Consider the following 19,328-nt stretch of genomic DNA (forward strand, 5'->3'; position numbering starts at 1 on the left):
GTGACCAATGTTTCGTTGTTGCATCGTGACGGGAGAAAATATGGACAGCAGTAAACGGCAGTTTCTCCAGCAACTGGGCGTCCTGACCGCTGGCGCATCACTGGTTCCGCTGGCTCAGGCGCAATTTCCCTTTTCGCCAGAACGCCACGAAGGCTCACAACAGCATCGCTATGCCATGCTGGTTGACCTGCGACGCTGTATCGGCTGCCAGGCCTGTACCGTCAGTTGCGCCATTGAAAACCAGACGCCACAGGGCGAATTTCGTACCCTCGTCAACCAGTATCAAGTACAGATTGAAGGCCAGCAAAGCGTTACCAACGTCCTGCTGCCGCGACTGTGCAACCATTGTGATAATCCCCCTTGCGTGCCCGTTTGCCCGGTACAAGCCACTTTCCAACGCGAAGACGGCATTGTGGTGGTCGACAACACACGCTGCGTGGGCTGCGCCTATTGCGTGCAGGCCTGCCCTTATGATGCGCGATTCATCAACCATGAAACGCAAACCGCCGATAAATGTACCTTTTGCGTTCACCGCCTCGAAGCGGGGCTGCTCCCGGCCTGTGTGGAATCCTGCGTCGGCGGCGCGCGCATCATTGGCGATATTAAAGATCCGCACAGCCGCATTTCACAAATGCTGCATGAACACCATGACGCCATCAAAGTCCTGAAGCCGGAAAGCGGTACGTCTCCTCACGTGTTCTATCTGGGACTGGATGAGGCGTTTGTCACCCCATTGATGGGACGAGCTCAACCCGCTCTCTGGCAGGAGGTTTAAATGAACCATTCACTGATTATCGACGAGGTTCTGGCCCATCCCCAGGACGTAAGCTGGTTACCCTGGGCCGTACAATATTTCTTTTTCATCGGCATTGCCGCCTGCGCCGCGCTGTTCGCATGCGTTCTCCACTGGCGCAAAAAAGAAACGGCAGACCTGGAGAATCTGACGCTGCTAATCGCCCTGACCTGCGCGATTACCGCGCCGCTGGCGCTGACCGCTGATCTACACCAAACCGCCCGCGTCTGGCACTTCTATGCGTATCCGACGCCATGGTCCTGGATGCCGTGGGGCGCGCTGTTTTTACCGCTGTTTACCGGTTTTTTAGGTCTGTGGTTTCTGGCGCAGCATGTGAAACGGCTAACGCTAAAAAGTTACAGCGTCACAAAATGGTTAGCACTTGGTAGCGCGCTGTCCGCCATCGGATTGCTGGTTTACACCGGCCGTGAAGTGTCGGTGGTACAGGCGCGTCCCATTTGGTTCAGTTACGCCTTTCCGGTTGCGATGTTCCTCAGCGCGCTGCAAACATTTCTTGCCCTGCTTATTGCCACGACAAATAGCAAGGACGCACTACCGCGTAAGCTAGCGTGGGGGCAAATGGTCACGTTGATCGCGCTGGCTATCGTGGTGGCGATCTGGGCGAGTGGGAATACGCTTTCCGGTTCGGCTATCCGTCAGTGGCTGGATGTTGCCTCTTCAGCACAACACTACGCTATCGGTTGGGTTGCGCTATGGCTTGTTTCGCTTGCTCTTTGCGGGTTGGTTGTACGTTACCCCTTATCGCTACCGCTGCGCATATTACTCGCTTTTAGCGCTATGGCGCTGTGCTGGCTAATGCGCTGGACGTTACTCATCCAGGTGCAGACCGTACCGAAATTTAACGCGCAGTTTAATCCCTATACCCTGCCCGGCGGCACCGATGGCTGGCTGGCTATTGTGGGTACCTTCGGCCTGTGGATAGCACTGATTATTATTGTTCGTGAAGCCCTGAACGCGATCGCAAGGAGAATGCAACATGGCTAATTTAACCCGTCGTCAGTGGCTTAAAGTCGGCCTTGCCGTAGGTGGCATGGTGACTTTTGGCCTGAGTTATCGGGATGTGGCAAAGCGCGCGATAGACGGTTTGTTGGACGGAACCTCGGGCAAAATTACCCGTGACCGCATTTTTGCCAACGCGCTCATCCCCGAAGCCAACGCCCGGCCTCACTGGCAGCAAAACCCGCAGCAGGTGATCTCGATGACGCAGTGCTTTGGTTGCTGGACGCAGTGTGGTGTACGGGTTCGCGTTGACACTGAGCAAGGCAAAGTGCTGCGCATTGCGGGCAACCCTTATCATCCGTTGTCGCACGAGCACCATATAGACGCCTCTGTCCCCTTTGCCACGGCAATGGAACAGTTGACCGGGGAGTCAGGTCTTGACGCACGTTCTACCGCCTGCGCCCGTGGCGCAACCTTACTCGAAGGTCTGTACAGCCCGCTACGTATTCTGGAGCCTATGAAGCGCGTCGGTAAACGCGGTGAAGGAAAATGGCAGCGCATCAGCTTCGAACAGCTGATCAAAGAGGTGGTGGAAGGTGGCGATTTGTTTGGTGAAGGCCACGTTGATGGTCTGAGAGCTATCCACGATCCCACTACACCGCTTGATGCGAAACATCCCGGCTTTGGCCCAAAATCCAATCAACTGCTGGTCACCAATACCAGCGATGAAGGACGTGATACCTTTTTACGTCGCTTCGCACTGAACAGTTTCGGCAGTAAAAACTTCGGCGCTCATGGCGCTTACTGCGGTCTGGCCTATCGGGCCGGTTCAGGTGCGTTAATGGGCGATCTGGATAAAAATACCCACGTAAAACCCGACTGGGATAACGTCGAATTCGCACTGTTTATGGGCACCTCTCCGGCGCAATCCGGCAACCCGTTTAAGCGCCAGGCCCGCCAGCTGGCCAGCGCCCGTTTACGTGACGACTTCCGCTATGTTGTGGTGGCGCCAGCCCTGCCATTAACCACGGTGCTGGCTGACGATCGCGGCCACTGGCAGCCCGTACGACCGGGAAGCGACTCCGCGCTGGCTATGGGGATGATAAGCTGGATTATCGATAAACAACGCTATAACGCTGATTATCTCGCCATTCCCGGCGTGCAGGCCATGCAGCAGGCAGGAGAAAAAAGCTGGACTAATGCAACGCATCTGGTGATTACCGATGAAATTCCAACGCTTGCCGGACAACACCTGACCCTCGCCCATCTGAGTGCAAACGCAGCCCAGGAGCCGGTGGTCGTCAACGAGGCCGGTGAGATTGTCGCCGCCAGCAGTTGCCCGCGCGCTCAGCTGTTTGTTACCCGTGAAGTGACGCTGGCCGACGGGCAGACAGTAACGGTAAAAAGCAGCTTCCAGTGTCTGCGTGAGTCCGCAGAGAAACTGTCGCTAACGCAGTACAGCCAGCAGTGTGGGGTGTCAGAAGCAGACATTGCCGTTCTGGCCGACGCATTCACCCGCCACGGGCGTAAAGCGGCGGTGATCACGCACGGCGGAATGATGGCAGGCAATGGATTTTATAACGCCTGGTCGGTGATGATGCTCAATGCGCTTATTGGTAACCTCAGCCTTGAAGGCGGCGTGTTCGTCGGCGGCGGCAAATTTAATGGTGCCACCGACGGTCCGCGCTACAACATGGACAGCTTCGCCGGGAAGGTAAAACCGAAAGGGTTAAGCATCGCGCGCAGTAAAACCGCTTATGAGTCTTCGGAAGAGTACCGCAATAAGGTGGCTGCCGGGCAATCGCCCTTCCCGGCTAAAGCGCCGTGGTATCCGTTTGTCGCCGGTCAGCTTACCGAACTCCTCGTCTCGGCGCTTGAAGGTTACCCTTATCCGCTGAAAGCCTGGATCTCCAACATGACCAACCCGTTTTACGGCATTGCGGGGTTACGCGGCGTGGCGGAAGAAAAGCTCAAGGATCCTGCTCGTCTGCCGCTGTTTATTGCCATTGACGCCTTTATGAACGAAACCACGGCGCTGGCAGATTACATCGTGCCGGATACCCACAACTTCGAAAGCTGGGGATTCAGCGCTCCGTGGGCGGGCGTGGCCAGCAAAGCCACCACCGCGCGTTGGCCAGTTGTCAGATCGGCGACCAGCCTCACGGCTGACGGTCAACCGGCCTCGATGGAGTCTTTCTGTATCGCAGTGGCAAAGCGCATCGGGCTACCTGGATTCGGCGACAATGCAATTACCGATCCGCAAGGTAATCACTATCCGTTGAACCGTGCGGAAGATTACTACCTGCGTCTCGCGGCCAATATTGCGTTTATGGGCAAAGCTCCGGTTGCTGAAGCACAGCCGGAAGACATAGCGCTGACCGGGGTCCAGCGGATCATGCCTGTGATGACCCAAACGTTGAAAACCGATGAAATCAGCCGAGTGGCGTTTATCTACTCCCGCGGCGGGCGCTTTGCGCCGGACAACAGCGGGCGAGTTGATAACCGCGTCGGCAATGCCTGGGAAAAACCGCTCCAAATCTGGAATGCGAACGTCGCCGCGCACCGCCATGCGATTACTGGCGAGCGCTACAGCGGCTGCCCGGCCTGGTATCCATCACGTCTGTCAGATGGACGTGCGGTCGAGGAGTTGTTCCCGGAACAAGAGTGGCCGTTGAAGCTGATTTCCTTCAAATCCAATACCATGTCCAGCGCCACGGCGGTGATCCCACGCCTTCATCATCTGAAGCCGGTTAATCTGGTGGCGCTCAATCCACAGGATGGTCAGCGGTATGGTTTAGCACACGGCGATATCGTGCGTATCACCACCCCTGGTGGTCAGGCGCAAGCGCAGATAAGCCTGCTGCATGGCGTCATGCCGGGTGTCATCGCCATTGAACATGGTTACGGACATAAAGAAATGGGCGCGGCACAGCATACCCTCGACGGTGAGCCGATGGCGTTTGATGAGCAGATTAAGTCGGGGATTAATCTCAACGAATTGGGTTTTGCGGACCCAACCCGACAGGTAGCCAATACCTGGCTTGACTGGGTGTCGGGTGCGTCGGTGCGTCAGGGGTTGCCAGCGAGAATTGAGCGAGTGTAGCTCTGGTGCCGCATGGCATCGCGAACGCGTTTTACCCGGCCTACAGGACATCGTAGGCCGGATAAAGCACTGCCGCCACCCGGCAAAAAGCAGATTAGTTGTTTACTGGGATCACCGCACCTTTATATTTAGTACGGATCCAGTCCTGGATCTCTTTTGAATGCAGGACATCAACCAACGCTACGATATCCTTTTTCTTCTCGTCGCCACGATGCACGGTAATGATGTTGGCATACGGGTTGTTTTCACCACTTTCAACGGCAATAGGATCTTTCACTGGATCCAGCCCGGCATCGATGGCGTAGTTGGCGTTAATCACCACCGCATCGCCTTCGTCGTTGTTATACATCTGCGGTAACAGCGCGGCTTCCACGTTTGGCAGGAACTTCAGCTTTTTCGGGTTTTCGACGATATCGCTAATGCGCGCGGTTACTTTATCCACGCCCGGCTTCAGCTTGATCACACCCTCTTTTTCGAAAATCGACAGAATACGACCTTCCTCAGATACCGCATCACGCATGATGACTTTGCCGCCTTCCGGCAGATCTTTAAGTGATTTCACTTTTTTCGAATAGATACCAATCGGCTCAATGTGAATCGCTCCGGCGCTAACGAAGTCATACGTTTTATCGCCTGCATGGTCTTTAATCACGCTGTTCAGGTACGGAATATGCTGGAAGTAGTTGGCATCAATCTCACGGCCAGCCAGCGCAGTGTTCGGCAGAATGTAATCCTGGAACGGTTTAATCTCCAGATCGATCCCCTGCTTCGCCAGAATCGGTTTGGCCTGTTCAAGGATCTCCGCATGCGGCACGTTAGACGCGCCAACGGTCAGAGTATCAGCCCAGGAGGCAAAGCTCAGGGCGCTTAAGGTTGCTGCGGCGAGTAACGTCAGTGATTTTTTCATGATAATGGTTTCCGTATTTTATTAGCGTTTATCTAACAGAGAGGTGATCACATCGCCGCAAAGCTGGATGATGAAGACAATGAGCAAAATCGTCACCGTCGCCACCAGCGTGACGTCGCTGTGGTTGCGCTGGAATCCTTCCAGATAGGCCAAATTCCCTAAACCACCGGCACCAATTACCCCTGCCATCGCGCTGTAGCTAACCAACGCAATTAGCGTCACGGTGATCCCGGACACCAGAGCAGGAGAGGATTCCGGCAGTAAAACTCGAAAAATAAGCGTGCTCAGCCGTGCGCCCATCGAACGCGTCGCTTCAATAACGCCTTTATCCACTTCACGCAGAGCGATTTCGACCAGACGCGCATAAAACGGCGCGGCCCCCACGATCAGCGCAGGCAACGCGGCATTGGCGCCGAGAATGGTGCCTACCATCGCTTTGGTAAACGGGATCAGCAGCACGATCAAAATGATGAATGGGATCGAACGAAAGATATTCACCACCAGTGAAATAGCACTATATACCGCACGATTAGGGAACAATCCGCCGCGCGCTGTCAGGAACAATGCCAGGCCAAGCGCGATGCCCAGAATAAAGGTCGCCGCCCCCGAAAGAGCTGTCATATACAGCGTTTCCTGGGTTGCCGCTAACAGTTGATCCCACTTCAGATGGGGAAACAGTTCTTCAGCCATGTTGAATCACCTCGCCTTCAATGTCGCTCTGGCGCAGGTCGGCCAAAATATTGTTCAATTGTTCCTCAGAGGCCACCACGTGCACCCAGAGTTGACCAAACACGCCGTGTGCGGTTTGCGTCATTTTGCCGTGCAAGATGTTGAACGGCAGGCCATAGCGCAGGGTCAATTCCCCAACCACAGGCCGATGGGTACGTTGCCCGGTAAAGGTTAATTTGATAACCACCCCACCCAACTCGCTTGCCAGCTGCGGATTAAACTCGTCTTCTTCGGTGTACTGGCTCACCTGACGAACAAACTGTCGGGTAATAGGCTGCTGAGGATGGGTAAAGACGCTGAGCACATCACCTTCCTCAACGACCTTGCCGTTTTCCATTACCGCGACGCGATCGCAGATTTTGCGTACCACGTGCATTTCATGAGTGATCAGCACAATGGTCAATTTGAAGCGACGGTTTATATCGAGGAGTAAATCGAGGATCTGATCGGTAGTTTGCGGATCCAGCGCCGAGGTGGCTTCGTCACACAGCAGGACATCTGGATTGTTCGCCAGCGCACGAGCAATTCCTACACGCTGTTTTTGCCCACCGCTGAGCTGGGAAGGATACGCATTTTCACGACCACTCAGCCCAACCAGCGTAATCAGTTCAGCAACCCGCGTTTTGATGGACGCTTTGGACGCACCGGCGATTTGCATAGAGAACGCAATGTTTTCGCTAACGGTCCGCGACCACAACAAATTGAAGTGTTGAAACACCATGCTGATTTTCAGTCGCGCCTGGCGTAACGATTCCCCACTGGCGGCCGAGATATCGTGGCCGTTAATCGTCACGCTGCCGGAAGTTGGTTTTTCGAGACCATTGAGCAAACGAATTAAGGTGCTTTTACCTGCCCCGCTGTAACCAATAATGCCGTAAATCTGCCCCTGTTCAACCGTCAGGTTGACGTTATCGACAGCGGTGATGGCAAGCCTGCCTGGCGTAAACACTTTCGAAATATTTTTCAGGACAATCATGTCGTTTAGGTATCCGCTGCTACTTATTGTTCTTCTGCTAGCGCTTTTAGCTGTTTAGCAGTATGGATGTCCAAACGAGTGTAATCAGTGGAATTGGCTTTTAAAATGAATTAAAACGCATTTGATATAACTTTTAGAAATATAGTGCTGCATCGACGTCAACAGCATAAAACGTAGTCATCGAGATGTTAAATGCTGTTTGTTGCGCAACAAATCGCAACGCCGGATAACCTCTTTATCCATACCGATGAACAAATTAATGAATAATTTTTGTAAAACTTCACAGAAGTGTTTTGAAACGCTGTTTCCATTTTCCTTTTTGATAATTTTCAGCGTATAATGCGCGCCAATTGTCTCTTGAATGGTTTCAGCACATTGACCTGTAAAACTCAACGACTACAGAACTCACCATCCCGTTGGGCTGAAACACAAGCACACATTCCTCTGCACGCTTTTTCGATGTCACCTATCCTTAGAGCGAGGCATCACAACTTTCGTAACTCAGGTTTAGCTTCCCATCCGTGCGCGATGGGAGCCAGATTTCCATATCCTTCTCAACTTAAAGACTAAGACTGTCATGAAAAAGACGAAAATTGTTTGCACCATCGGTCCGAAAACCGAATCCGAAGAGATGTTAACCAAAATGCTGGACGCGGGCATGAACGTCATGCGTCTGAACTTCTCCCACGGCGACTACGCAGAACACGGTCAGCGCATCAAGAATTTGCGCAACGTTATGAGCAAAACCGGCAAGAAAGCCGCAATCCTGCTCGACACCAAAGGTCCGGAAATCCGTACCATCAAACTGGAAGGCGGTAACGACGTTTCCCTGAAAGCGGGCCAGACCTTCACCTTCACCACCGACAAATCTGTCGTAGGCAACAACGAAATCGTTGCTGTAACTTACGAAGGCTTCACTAAAGATCTGTCTGTCGGCAACACCGTTCTGGTTGACGATGGTCTGATCGGCATGGAAGTTACCGCCATCGAAGGTAACAAAGTTATCTGTAAAGTGCTGAACAACGGCGACCTGGGCGAAAACAAAGGCGTTAACCTGCCGGGCGTTTCCATCGCGCTGCCAGCACTGGCTGAAAAAGACAAACAAGACCTGATCTTCGGTTGCGAGCAAGGCGTTGACTTCGTTGCAGCGTCCTTTATCCGTAAGCGTTCTGACGTCGTTGAAATCCGTGAGCACCTGAAAGCGCACGGCGGCGAAAACATCCAGATCATCTCCAAAATCGAAAACCAGGAAGGCCTGAACAACTTCGACGAAATCCTCGAAGCGTCTGACGGCATCATGGTTGCGCGTGGCGATATGGGCGTTGAGATCCCGGTTGAAGAAGTTATCTTCGCGCAGAAGATGATCATCGAAAAATGTATCCGTGCACGTAAAGTCGTTATCACTGCGACCCAGATGCTGGACTCCATGATCAAAAACCCGCGTCCGACCCGCGCTGAAGCCGGTGACGTAGCGAACGCCATCCTCGACGGTACCGACGCAGTAATGCTGTCTGGCGAGTCTGCAAAAGGTAAATACCCTCTGGAAGCCGTTACCATCATGGCGACCATCTGTGAGCGTACTGACCGTGTGATGACCAGCCGTCTGGACTTCAACAACGACAGCCGCAAACTGCGCATCACCGAAGCCGTTTGCCGTGGCGCGGTTGAAACTGCTGAAAAACTGGACGCGCCGCTGATCGTCGTCGCAACCCAGGGTGGTAAATCCGCTCGCGCAGTACGTAAATACTTCCCGGATGCCACCATCCTGGCGCTGACCACCAACGAAACTACCGCGCGTCAGCTGGTGCTGAGCAAAGGCGTTGTTGCACAGGTGGTTAAAGAAATCAGCTCTACCGATGATTTCTATCGTCTGGGTAAAGAAGTCGCTCTGGAAAGCGGTCTGGCTCAGAAAGGTGACGTTGTGGTTATGGTTTCTGGTGCACTGGTTCCGAGCGGCACCACCAACACCGCATCCGTTCACGTGCTGTAATAATTCCATCGCGAATTAATTTGCTTAAAAAAGCGCCCTGGTGGCGCTTTTTTTATTTTATCGATAGCCACAATTAATAAAAAATCAAATCGGATTTCACTATCTAATCCGTGATTATCTAAGATGAATCCGATGGAAGCTTTCTGTTTTCACTCGGGTTTTTAGCCGTTTTTGCACAATTCGATGCTTCTTTGAGCGAACGATCAAAAATAAGTGCATTCCCATCAAAAAAATATTCTCAACATAAAAAAGTTTGTGTAATACTTGTAACGCTACATGGAGATTAACTCAATCTAGAGGGTATTAATAATGAATCGTACTAAACTGGTACTGGGCGCGGTAATCCTGGGTTCTACTCTGCTGGCAGGTTGCTCCAGCAACGCTAAAATCGATCAGCTGTCTTCTGACGTTCAGACTCTGAACGCTAAAGTTGACCAGCTGAGCAACGACGTGAACGCAATGCGTTCCGACGTTCAGGCTGCTAAAGATGACGCAGCTCGCGCTAACCAGCGTCTGGACAACGCAGCTACTAAATACCGCAAGTAATAGTATCTGTGTAATAAAAATGGCGCACATTGTGCGCCATTTTTTTTGCTCTGAATTCCCCTTCCCTGTTATTGCGTAGCGCGCACCTCAGCATCTCCTCCCGGCACGCCATTTTGCGCAGACTTCACTTCTGGCCCATTGCTCGCGACCGATGCTTGCCCGGCAGTGACGGTGACCGGATAACCTGCGCGACGATACAACGCCCTTTCCACCAGACTGTTATCCACCGCTTTATTGTCTTTAAACTGGGTAAAACCGGCTGGCAGCACATACGGCATGGTCTGGACGTTTTGTTCCTCTTCCGGCGACAGCGGTCGATGCACTTCGACATACCTCATGCCGTTCGGCTCAATCGAATATTTTATCGGCTCATTAATCACCCTCACCGGCGTGCCTGTGCGGACCTGAGCAAACAGTGCTTTAATGTCCGGCGCGTTCATGCGAATACAACCAGAACTCACACGCAGGCCCACGCTGTCCGGCGCGCTGGTGCCATGGATCAGATACTCACCGTTTCCATGCGCCAGACGCAGTGCAAAGCGTCCTAACGGGTTATTTGGCCCGGCAGGTACAACAGGCGGTAATGTGATGCCGCGCTCCAGAGAGCGTTTACGGATGCCTGGTGTAGGGGTCCAGGTAGGATTCGGGATTTTCTGCCCAACCCGGGTTTCCATTACCGGCGTTTCCAGCCCCTGCAAACCGATACCAATTGGGAATACCTGAACAATATTCTCTCCTGGCGGGAAGTAATACAGACGCAGTTCCGCCAGATTCACAATAATGCCTTCGCGTGGTGCATCCGGCAGCAGTAATTGTGAGGGAATAGTAATCAGGGTTCCGGGTTTAGGTACGGGGGCAATAGTGTTGTTGGCTTCAAGGATCAGCATGGCAGCGGTATCAAACTTACGGGCTATCGCCTGTAGGTTTTTATCGCCTTCCTGCACGGTGTAGGTTTGGTTTTGCCCAACAAGGCGGCTGTTCGCCTGGGGCAAAGGATAATCGACCGCCCATGCGGCCTGAATAGCGCTGTAAGCGCCGATTAGCATTAACGTAATAACAGACGCGCGTTTCATACTCACTCACCCCCCTGGCGTTCTTGCCGGACGGCGGCGAGCGCCCAATCCGGCTTACGAGTCACTGCGTTGCCTTACACGAACGCTTTCAAGTCGGTCTGAAAGTTAACGTGTTTTATCAGTTTAGCTAAGAGTTGCGGCTTTGGCGCGAATAGCCCGAATCATCGCCTCCAGCCCTTGTGAACGAGACGGCGTGAGGTGCTGTGCGAGCGCCATTTTTTCAAACCACGGACGCACATCAAAATTCACAATATCCTGGGCCGTCATGCGATCATACAAAATGAACACCACGGCAATAAGTCCTTTCACAATTGCCGCATCACTGTCGCCCTGTAATTCAATAATCCCTTCGCCATTCTGGTTCATAACAATCCATACCTGACTTTGACATCCCTGGATGCTATTTTCCGGGCAGCGTAAGTCGTCGTTTAATTCCGGCAAACGCTGACCCAGCTCAATAATGTACAGGTATTTCTCTTCCCAATTAGCGCAACGCAGAAAATTACGCAACAACTTTTCTTTATCCGGTAGCGCAGCCATAACGCCTCCCTGTTAGCCCAGTAAGTGATGAATACGCTTGAGGCCCGTTACCAGGCGATCCACTTCTTCATGGGTGTTGTACATTGCAATCGACGCCCGGCACATAGCAGGAACGTTATAGTAGGCCATCAGCGGCATAGCGCAGTGATGCCCCGTCCGCACGGCTATTCCATAGTTATCAAGAAAACTGCCGACGTCAAAGGCGTGATGTTTACCAAGGTTAAATGCAATCACACCCAGGCGGTTATCCGGTCCGTAGAGTGTCAAATCCGGCACATCCGCCAGTTGCTCCAACGCATAGCGCATCATGAACTGTTCATATTCGCTGATTTCAGTAAGCCCCAGTGCTGAAACATACTCAATAGCCGCGCCGAGTCCGATAATACCTCCGGTATTTGGCGTTCCGGCTTCAAAACGCCAGGGGGCTTTAGCCCACGTTGTTCCCTGACTCAAACTCACCGTCGCAATCATTGAACCACCGCCTTCCCAGGGTGGCATCTCCTGCAACAGCGACTCTCTGGCATACAGAACGCCAATACCGGTTGGTCCATAAAGTTTATGCCCGGAGAAAACATAAAAATCGCAATCCAGTGCCTGGACATCCACCTGATGATGCATCACCGCCTGTGCGCCATCCACCAACACTTTTGCGCCGTATTGATGCGCCAGCTCAATCATTTCCGATAACGGGTTCTCGGTACCCAACACGTTAGAAACGTGGGTAATCGCCAGCAGTTGCGTACGATCGTCAAACAGCGTCGGCAGCGTCTCCAGCTGCAACGTACCATCGGCATTGAGCGGAATAACGCGCAGCTCTGCCCCTACGCGGGCACACAGCATCTGCCAGGGCACAATATTGGCGTGGTGCTCCATTTCGCTGATGATAATGTTATCGCCCGCTCGCACATTGCTGCTGCCCCAGCTGTTCGCCACCAGATTGATGCCTTCCGTCGTACCACGAACAAACACCAGCTCTTCCGCTGAGCGGGCGTTAATAAACAACGAGGCAAGCTTGCGCACATTTTCCATTTTTTCCGTGGCCTGGGCGCTCAGCGTATGAATACCTCGGTGGACCGCCGCATAGCCGTGACGATAAAACTCGGCCTCGGCATCAATCACCTGATTGGGTTTTTGCGCGCTGGCAGCGCTGTCCAGATACGCCAACGGTAAACCGTTCACTTCACGCGTCAGGACCGGAAAGTCTGCCCGTACTTTTTCAATGGGAAATGTCATGCTGCGCCTCCCGGCAAGCGTTGGGCGATCCGCGCCAGTACCTGTTGTTTCAGCGTTTCATCGCCCAGGGCTTCTGTCAGCTCAGCGGCAAACGCATAGAGAATCATGTGTTGAGCATCCTGCTGGCCGATCCCTCGCGAACGCAGATAGAACATCTGTTCGTCGTCGATCCGTCCTACCGTCGCCCCGTGGCTGCATTTCACATCGTCGGCGTAAATTTCGAGCTGTGGCTTGGTATCAACCTCCGCCAGCTTTCCGAGCAACAAATTATTGTTGGTCATCTGACCGTCGGTTTTGATGGCGTGCTGGGCGACGTTGATCAGACCATTGAAGACCGCTCGTCCCTTATCGCTGACAATCGTTTTATGCAGCTGGCGACTGTTGCAATACCCTTTGTTGTGCTCAAGCCAGGTCCGTGTATCACAGACTTCATTTTTCACCGGCATCGCCAGACTGTTCAGCCGAAGCGTGGTGTTTTCACCGTTAAGCTGCGTACTGGTGTTATGGCGCAATACCGCATCACCAAGCAAGAAACTGTGGCTAACGGCAGTAGCATCCGCGCCCAATTGAATGTCATTATGCGCGAAGTGGTGACTAAACGGATTTTCGAACGCCAGTTTGATATGGCGCAAATGGGCGTTTGCCGCGACGTTCATCGTTAAGCGTGCGCCGGTGAAATGGCGACGCTCGCTGAGGCTGGCATAGTGTTCAATGACGGTGGCTTCTGCGCCTTCCGCTAGCTCCAGATGGTGGCGATAGTGCGCCGTATTCACCTCATCGCCCGCCAGCCCCTGGGTTATGTGCAGCAGCAGCAGCGGTTTCGCGGGGCGCTGGTTACGCTTCACCTGAATGTGCGTTACGCTACGGGACAGGCTTTCGGTAAGGTGCAAAAACACTTCCGGTTGGATAGCCGCTGGCAGCACCTGGCGCGCATCGTCAATGGTAATGTCAAAACCGCTACCGTCTGTACTGTCGCTGAGCGTCGGAGAGAATTGCCCGTCAACAAACACCAGTCGTACAGCATCAATTGTCGGCGACAACGCTGCACATTGGGCTGACGTTATCTCAGCGACATGACTGACAAACTGGCTGTTGGTTAATCCCTCCAGCGGCGTGTATTTCCAGTCCTCATGTTTACGCGTTGGCAGCCCCAGACGCAGCATCTGTTGCAAGTGCTGCTGCGCATGGTGTGAGCGTGTCTCCCCTTGCGTCTCAAACAGATGATGCCACTGTTGCAGCACGTTACTGCTGTTCGCTAAGCCAGCCATAACCTTGCTCCTCCAGTTGTTTGACCAGCGTAAAATCACCGGACTTCACAATTCGCCCCTGGTAGAGAACGTGAACAAAATCGGGTTTGATATAGTCCAGGATGCGCTGATAGTGAGTGACGATAATGAATGAGCGTTTCCCGTCACGCAGCGAGTTCACGCCATCCGCAACGATTTTCAGCGCATCAATATCCAGCCCGGAGTCTGACTCATCAAGAATGCACAACTGAGGCTCCAGCACGGCCATTTGCAGAATGTCATTACGTTTTTTCTCACCGCCGGAGAAACCGACGTTTACCGAGCGCGTGAGCAAATCCTCCGGCATCTTCAGCAGCGCTATTTTCTCTTCCATCAGATCCTGGAAGTCGAATCGATCCAGCGACTCTTCGCCACGGTAACTCCGCACCGCATTCAGCGCCGTTTGCAGGAAAAACTGGTTACTGACGCCAGGGATTTCCACCGGATACTGGAATGCCATAAAGATCCCTTCACCGGCCCGGTCTTCCGGCGACAGTTCCAGTAAATCCTTGCCGTTGAACTCTACCGTTCCGCCAGTGACGTCGTAGTCTTCCCGTCCAGCGAGAGTTGCGGAAAGCGTACTTTTCCCCGAACCGTTTGGTCCCATAATGGCGTGAACTTCTCCGGGTCGAACCTCAAGGCTCAACCCACGCAGGATCGCCTTATCTTCCACACTGACCTGTAAATCTTTGATGCTTAACATGTGCTTTCCTTAAAATTTAACCGACGCTGTGCTCAAGACTTATGGCGAGAAGTTTTTGCGCTTCCACAGCAAACTCCAGCGGCAGTTCAGAGAACACGTCTTTACAGAAACCATTCACGATCATCGAAATGGCATCCTCTTCACTGATGCCGCGCTGCAGGCAGTAAAACAACTGGTCTTCACCAATACGCGACGTGGTGGCTTCATGTTCAAGCTGGGCGCTATTGTTACGACACTCCACATACGGGAAGGTGTGTGCCCCACAATCCGCACCGATCAACATCGAGTCGCATTGGGTATAGTTGCGGGCGTTAGTAGCGGTCGGCATGATTTTCACTAAGCCGCGATAACTGTTCTGGCTGTGTCCGGCGGAGATCCCTTTCGAGATAATGGTCGATTTGGTGTTTTTGCCAATGTGGATCATTTTGGTGCCGGTATCGGCCTGCTGATGTCCACTGGTCAGCGCGACGGAGTAGAATTCGCCGATCGAGTTGTCGCCACGCAAAATGCAGCTTGGGTATTTCCAGGTAATGGCCGAGCCGGTTTCCGACTGCGTCCACGACATTTTGCTGTTTTCGCCTTCGCAGAGTGCGCGCTTGGTGACGAAATTCAAAATACCGCCCGTATTGCCATCGCCGGGAAACCAGTTTTGCACCGTGGAGTATTTCACTTCGGCATCTTTGTGAATGATGACTTCCACCACCGCCGCGTGTAGTTGGTAACTGTCGCGCACCGGGGCTGAACAGCCTTCGATATAGCTGACGTAGCTGCCCTCATCCGCAACCAGAATGGTGCGTTCAAACTGCCCGGTTTTTTCCGCATTGATACGGAAATAGGTCGACAGCTCCATTGGGCAACGTACGCCTTTCGGTACATAAATAAACGTGCCGTCAGATGCCACCGCCGCATTCAGCGCGGCAAAGAAATTGTCATTGCCGGGGACAACCGTGCCCAGGTACTGTTTTACCAGCTCAGGATGATCGTGAATGGCCTCACCGAACGAACAGAAAATAATGCCCTGCTCCGCCAGTTTGTCGCGATAGGTGGTCGCTACCGATACCGAGTCGAAAATAGCATCAACCGCCACTTCTTTGCCTTCACGTACCGGCACGCCAAGCTGTTCGAATGCGTCCTCAACCTCTTTGCTTAAAAATGCATTCGCGCCCGTTTGCTGTACCGCTCCCGGTTCGGACGCACAGGTTTCATCGCAGTTACCGCAGGAAGGTGCGGAGTAATAGCTATACTCCTGATAATTCAGTTTGTCGTAATGCGCTTTAAGCCAGTGTGGTTCTTCCATGGTCAGCCACGCTTTAAAGGCATTCAGGCGAAATTCCAGCATCCAGTCGGGTTCATTTCGTTTTGCCGAAATCGCGCGCACGACATCTTCATTGATCCCTTTTGCCAGCTCATCAGTTTGCAGTTGGGTGAAGAAGCCCTCTTTGTAATTAAGGTGCCCGCCAGCCCAGGTGTTGACATCGTCAGTTGCTTCAGTATTACGAGACATAGTACCGCCTATACCCCAAAACTTTCGCCACAGCCGCATTCGTTCTGGGCTTTCGGGTTATGAAATTTAAATAACTGGTTTAATCCTTCGCGAACGAAATCGACTTCTGTACCGTCAATGAACGGCATCGCCTGCAACGGCACATAAAGTCTGGCGCCCTCCGTTTCAAACAGCAGATCGTCTTTTTCGGGTTGGCGGACGGTATCCAGCACGTAGCCGAATCCCGCGCACCCTGTTTGCTTCACACCTAGACGCACACCCAACATGTCAGGTTGCTTTGCCACCAGTTCACGGATATGCGCCGCAGCCGCTGGCGTTAACGTCAGCCCACGCCAGGCAAAATCGTCCGGGTTAAATGTTCCTGAATGCAATTCCATAGAGTTACCTCGAGTCACTAGCTTTTAAGCTATAACACCATGTTAGTGATAATGATTATCACTTCAACCCCTCAACAGCAGGGGCATTCGGGTTAATCGCCCTTTCTGACTACTTTTACTAAGCATAGACCCTGCAGCGAGGGTTTACAGGGATGGATTATTTTGTTCAATGCATTGATTAATAATGGATTATGAAAATCCAATCGTTCAGTCAGGTCAAATGACAAAAGATGTATAGAAAATGTCTATTTAAAGGATAGGTGGGGATGAAGGTAGGGAAAAACAATTCAAATAATAAACAAACAACAAAAAACCCTTAAGTCTGCTTGCTGGCAGGCTTAAGGGTTCCGGCCCCATCCGGCGCTTATCTCCGGCACTCATATTGGCTTAGCTCTTGAAGGGGCGATAAGAAGAATCTCATACACCGATTAGTTTTTTTTAACACTAATTGCGGTTTGACTATTTTATAAACGCGTTCAATCACATATTTAACGCTGTGCCTCACTGAGCGTGTCCAGCAGCAGGCGTAGCCCTGCGGGTTGATGTTCACGTGAAAGGTATAAACCATAAATCGGCAGGCATTTAGGTTGAAGTTCTGGCAGTAATCGAATTAGCTTTCCCTGCTCCAGCCCTTCCTGCGCCTCCAGCTCTGGCACCAACGCGATCCCCATTCCGGCCACCGCCGACTCGCAGAGCAGCGAAGAGATCCCTGCACTCAAATTCCCTTTAATTGCAACGGAGACAGACTGCCCCTGAGGATCCAAAAAGTGCCAGGATTGTCCGGCAAAACCGCTGTAGTACAGGCAATTGTGCCGTGTGAGATCGTCGATTGTCTCAGGTGTGCCATGTTGATGCAGATAATCTGCAGACGCGCAAAGCACCGATTTACAGTCGCCCAACCGACGGGCAATAGTCCCTGGCTCTGGATTATCTGTTATGCGGATCGCCACATCGATGCGTTCCCCCACAAGGCTTACCGGTTGATTATTGATCTCCACCTCAATACGTAATTGCGGATATTGCGCCATAAACGTCGGCAGAACCGGAGCAAGAATATGCATCGCGGTAAAATGGGCGCAGGCTACACGTAGCGTGCCGGAGGGAATTTGCGCGGCACTGGCGGCACCAATATCCAGCGAAAGTTGCGCCAGAGAACGTGTTTTCACTAATGCCTCTTCACCCGCTGGCGTGATCGTCAAGCGACGCGATGAGCGATGGATAAGCCTTGCGCCTGCCCATTTTTCCATCTCGTCGAGATAACGACTGACCATCGGACGGGAAAGCCCCAACGCACGCGCGGCTGCGCTCAGGCTACCCAAATCACAGATATGGTTGAATACCGTTGCCGCCATCACTCTGTCCATTGTTCCCATCCGATCGTTTTATGAAACTCAGCATGTCCTAATGAGGGAATTCTAACAGATCCGAATATCCTTAAAATACGGGAACTATCAAAAGACAATTTCCTGCACAAGGTTACCTGGTATGAAAGTTAAAACTCTGGCTCTGCTGTTACCTCTGTTTGCGTCTTCAGCTTTCGCCGCGCCGCTACAGCTGGACGTCTATAATCCACAGGATAAGGCTATTTTCCCGGTTTCTTCGACGCTGGTGTCTGGCCCAAAAGAGGCGATTTTGTTTGACGCCCAGTTCAGTACCAAAGATGGCGAACAACTGGTGCAAATGATTCGAGCCAGCGGTAAAACGCTGAAGGCTATTGTGATCACCTCCGGTGATCCGGATTTCTATTTTGGTTTGCAGCCCATCGTTGAGGCCTTCCCACAGGTAAAAGTCCTGGCAACGCCGCAGGTGGTAGACCATATCCGCGCCACCAAAGAGGCCAAGCTGCAGTTCTGGGGCCCGCAAATGAAGGACGGCGCACCAACATCGCTCACCGTTCCGCAGGCGACTACGCAAACGCAGTTCACGGTTGATGACGAAACGCTGGAACTGCGTCACGCCAACGATTATGCAGCGTATATCTGGATCCCGGCGAATCGAGCCATTATTGGCGGCACAGGCGTGGCTTCAGGTATTCACGTCTGGACGGCGGATACACAGTCTGAACAACAACGTAGTGCATGGCGTAGCGTACTGAGCGAAATGCAGAGCTTACAGCCCACTCAGGTGGTACCGGGTCATTACATTGGCGACCGCCCAACCGGTGATAAAGCTATTCGCTTCACCCAGGACTATTTGCAGTCGTTTGAGCAGGCGCTAGGGGCGAAAAAAGGATCGGGTTATGTGATTAAAACCATGACGGCAGCATGGCCAGGCCTTGCAGACGTAAGCTCGCTGGAACTAAGTGCAAAAGTTAACAGCGGCGAGATGAAGTGGTAATGAAGATTTAAAGCAAAAAATAACCCCGAACGCGTGTCGGGGTTTCGTTACGATAAGCATACCGGAATCAATGAACGCCCATGCGCCAGGCAAAATAGATCTCTTCTTTCAGTTCAGTGGAAGAGAGCGCCAACAGATCTGCAAACTCCAGCTCAAGCTGTTTCAGCCTTTTCAGGTACTGAGCCGGTGAAAGATCGGTTTTATCACGACGTAAAAATTCTATTGCCAGTTGGGCAGGGTCTAATTGGGTAGACATATCATCCTCGCTTGT

The 19,328-nt window shown here is 52.6% G+C and carries 19 protein-coding genes; 7 read left to right on the forward strand and 12 right to left on the reverse strand.

Annotated elements, in window-relative coordinates; translation table 11 throughout:
• Window positions 1–40 precede the first annotated feature (40 nt).
• Genes ttrB through ttrA form a run of 3 tightly spaced genes read left to right on the forward strand, consistent with a single transcriptional unit; the run spans window position 41 to window position 4,856 of the window.
• Window positions 41–775, forward strand: a complete 735-nt coding sequence (ttrB, locus tag SK35_RS13765; RefSeq protein WP_020996438.1) for a tetrathionate reductase subunit TtrB — start codon at window positions 41–43, stop codon at window positions 773–775.
• Complete coding sequence (ttrC, locus tag SK35_RS13770) at window positions 776–1,798, forward strand: tetrathionate reductase subunit TtrC (protein ID WP_001016644.1); 1,023 nt, start codon at window positions 776–778, stop codon at window positions 1,796–1,798. It abuts the gene before it with no gap.
• A complete protein-coding gene (ttrA, locus tag SK35_RS13775; protein ID WP_000002334.1) occupies window positions 1,791–4,856 on the forward strand; it encodes a tetrathionate reductase subunit TtrA in 3,066 nt (1,021 codons plus the stop codon). The genes ttrC and ttrA overlap by 8 nt, the downstream gene beginning before the upstream one ends.
• Before the next feature lie 94 nt (window positions 4,857–4,950).
• Here the strand turns inward: ttrA and SK35_RS13780 are convergent, their stop codons facing one another.
• The 3 genes from SK35_RS13780 to SK35_RS13790 are packed head-to-tail and all read right to left on the reverse strand — an operon-like array spanning window position 4,951 to window position 7,468.
• Window positions 4,951–5,763 carry a MetQ/NlpA family ABC transporter substrate-binding protein gene (locus SK35_RS13780; protein ID WP_003029358.1) on the reverse strand — a complete coding sequence of 271 codons (813 nt, stop codon included), beginning with the start codon at window positions 5,761–5,763 and terminating at the stop codon, window positions 4,951–4,953.
• Window positions 5,764–5,784: 21 nt separating this feature from the next.
• On the reverse strand, window positions 5,785–6,453 hold the full coding sequence (locus SK35_RS13785) for a methionine ABC transporter permease (RefSeq protein WP_048214308.1): 669 nt from the start codon (window positions 6,451–6,453) through the stop codon (window positions 5,785–5,787).
• Window positions 6,446–7,468 (reverse strand): methionine ABC transporter ATP-binding protein, encoded by a 1,023-nt coding sequence (locus tag SK35_RS13790; protein ID WP_032943213.1) that lies wholly within the window; start codon window positions 7,466–7,468, stop codon window positions 6,446–6,448. Before SK35_RS13790 ends, SK35_RS13785 begins: the two co-directional genes overlap by 8 nt.
• Window positions 7,469–7,843: 375 nt before the next feature.
• Here SK35_RS13790 and ynhH point away from each other — a divergent pair, with 375 nt between their 5' ends.
• The 3 genes from ynhH to lpp all read left to right on the forward strand — a co-directional run bounded on the left by ynhH (window position 7,844) and on the right by lpp (window position 10,004).
• A complete protein-coding gene (gene ynhH / locus SK35_RS26875) occupies window positions 7,844–8,038 on the forward strand; it encodes a protein YnhH (protein WP_244293978.1) in 195 nt (64 codons plus the stop codon).
• A 7-nt stretch (window positions 8,039–8,045) separates the two neighbouring features.
• Entirely contained in the window at window positions 8,046–9,458 is a 1,413-nt protein-coding gene (pykF, locus tag SK35_RS13795) for a pyruvate kinase PykF (RefSeq protein ID WP_003029366.1), read from the forward strand.
• Window positions 9,459–9,767: 309 nt separating this feature from the next.
• Window positions 9,768–10,004 (forward strand): murein lipoprotein Lpp, encoded by a 237-nt coding sequence (gene lpp, locus SK35_RS13800; RefSeq protein WP_003029373.1) that lies wholly within the window; start codon window positions 9,768–9,770, stop codon window positions 10,002–10,004.
• Window positions 10,005–10,072: 68 nt separating this feature from the next.
• Here lpp and ldtE read toward each other — a convergent pair whose 3' ends face one another.
• The 8 genes from ldtE to SK35_RS13840 form a co-directional block, all read right to left on the reverse strand.
• Window positions 10,073–11,077, reverse strand: coding sequence for a L,D-transpeptidase LdtE (gene ldtE, locus SK35_RS13805; protein ID WP_032943210.1), 1,005 nt, complete (start codon window positions 11,075–11,077; stop codon window positions 10,073–10,075).
• Window positions 11,078–11,200: 123 nt separating this feature from the next.
• Window positions 11,201–11,617, reverse strand: coding sequence for a cysteine desulfuration protein SufE (gene sufE / locus SK35_RS13810; protein ID WP_003832654.1), 417 nt, complete (start codon window positions 11,615–11,617; stop codon window positions 11,201–11,203).
• Window positions 11,618–11,629: 12 nt separating this feature from the next.
• Window positions 11,630–12,850 carry a cysteine desulfurase SufS gene (gene sufS / locus SK35_RS13815; protein WP_008784609.1) on the reverse strand — a complete coding sequence of 407 codons (1,221 nt, stop codon included), beginning with the start codon at window positions 12,848–12,850 and terminating at the stop codon, window positions 11,630–11,632.
• Complete coding sequence (gene sufD, locus SK35_RS13820) at window positions 12,847–14,118, reverse strand: Fe-S cluster assembly protein SufD (protein ID WP_048214310.1); 1,272 nt, start codon at window positions 14,116–14,118, stop codon at window positions 12,847–12,849. Before sufD ends, sufS begins: the two co-directional genes overlap by 4 nt.
• Window positions 14,093–14,839, reverse strand: coding sequence for a Fe-S cluster assembly ATPase SufC (gene sufC, locus SK35_RS13825; protein ID WP_003832649.1), 747 nt, complete (start codon window positions 14,837–14,839; stop codon window positions 14,093–14,095). The genes sufD and sufC overlap by 26 nt, the downstream gene beginning before the upstream one ends.
• A gap of 16 nt (window positions 14,840–14,855) precedes the next feature.
• Window positions 14,856–16,343, reverse strand: a complete 1,488-nt coding sequence (sufB, locus tag SK35_RS13830; RefSeq protein WP_020996440.1) for a Fe-S cluster assembly protein SufB — start codon at window positions 16,341–16,343, stop codon at window positions 14,856–14,858.
• An 8-nt stretch (window positions 16,344–16,351) separates the two neighbouring features.
• Window positions 16,352–16,720, reverse strand: coding sequence for a Fe-S cluster assembly scaffold SufA (gene sufA, locus SK35_RS13835; protein ID WP_003832645.1), 369 nt, complete (start codon window positions 16,718–16,720; stop codon window positions 16,352–16,354).
• A gap of 488 nt (window positions 16,721–17,208) precedes the next feature.
• On the reverse strand, window positions 17,209–18,084 hold the full coding sequence (locus SK35_RS13840) for a LysR family transcriptional regulator (RefSeq protein WP_048214311.1): 876 nt from the start codon (window positions 18,082–18,084) through the stop codon (window positions 17,209–17,211).
• Window positions 18,085–18,205: 121 nt separating this feature from the next.
• On the opposite strand from SK35_RS13840, the gene SK35_RS13845 reads away from it, so the two are divergent.
• Entirely contained in the window at window positions 18,206–19,057 is an 852-nt protein-coding gene (locus SK35_RS13845; RefSeq protein ID WP_032943195.1) for a Vmh family MBL fold metallo-hydrolase, read from the forward strand.
• Window positions 19,058–19,124: 67 nt separating this feature from the next.
• Here SK35_RS13845 and SK35_RS13850 read toward each other — a convergent pair whose 3' ends face one another.
• Window positions 19,125–19,313 (reverse strand): YdiH family protein, encoded by a 189-nt coding sequence (locus SK35_RS13850; protein ID WP_003030540.1) that lies wholly within the window; start codon window positions 19,311–19,313, stop codon window positions 19,125–19,127.
• Window positions 19,314–19,328: the final 15 nt, after the last annotated feature.

The organism is Citrobacter sp. MGH105 (assembly GCF_001037485.2).
Taxonomy (GTDB): domain Bacteria; phylum Pseudomonadota; class Gammaproteobacteria; order Enterobacterales; family Enterobacteriaceae; genus Citrobacter; species Citrobacter portucalensis.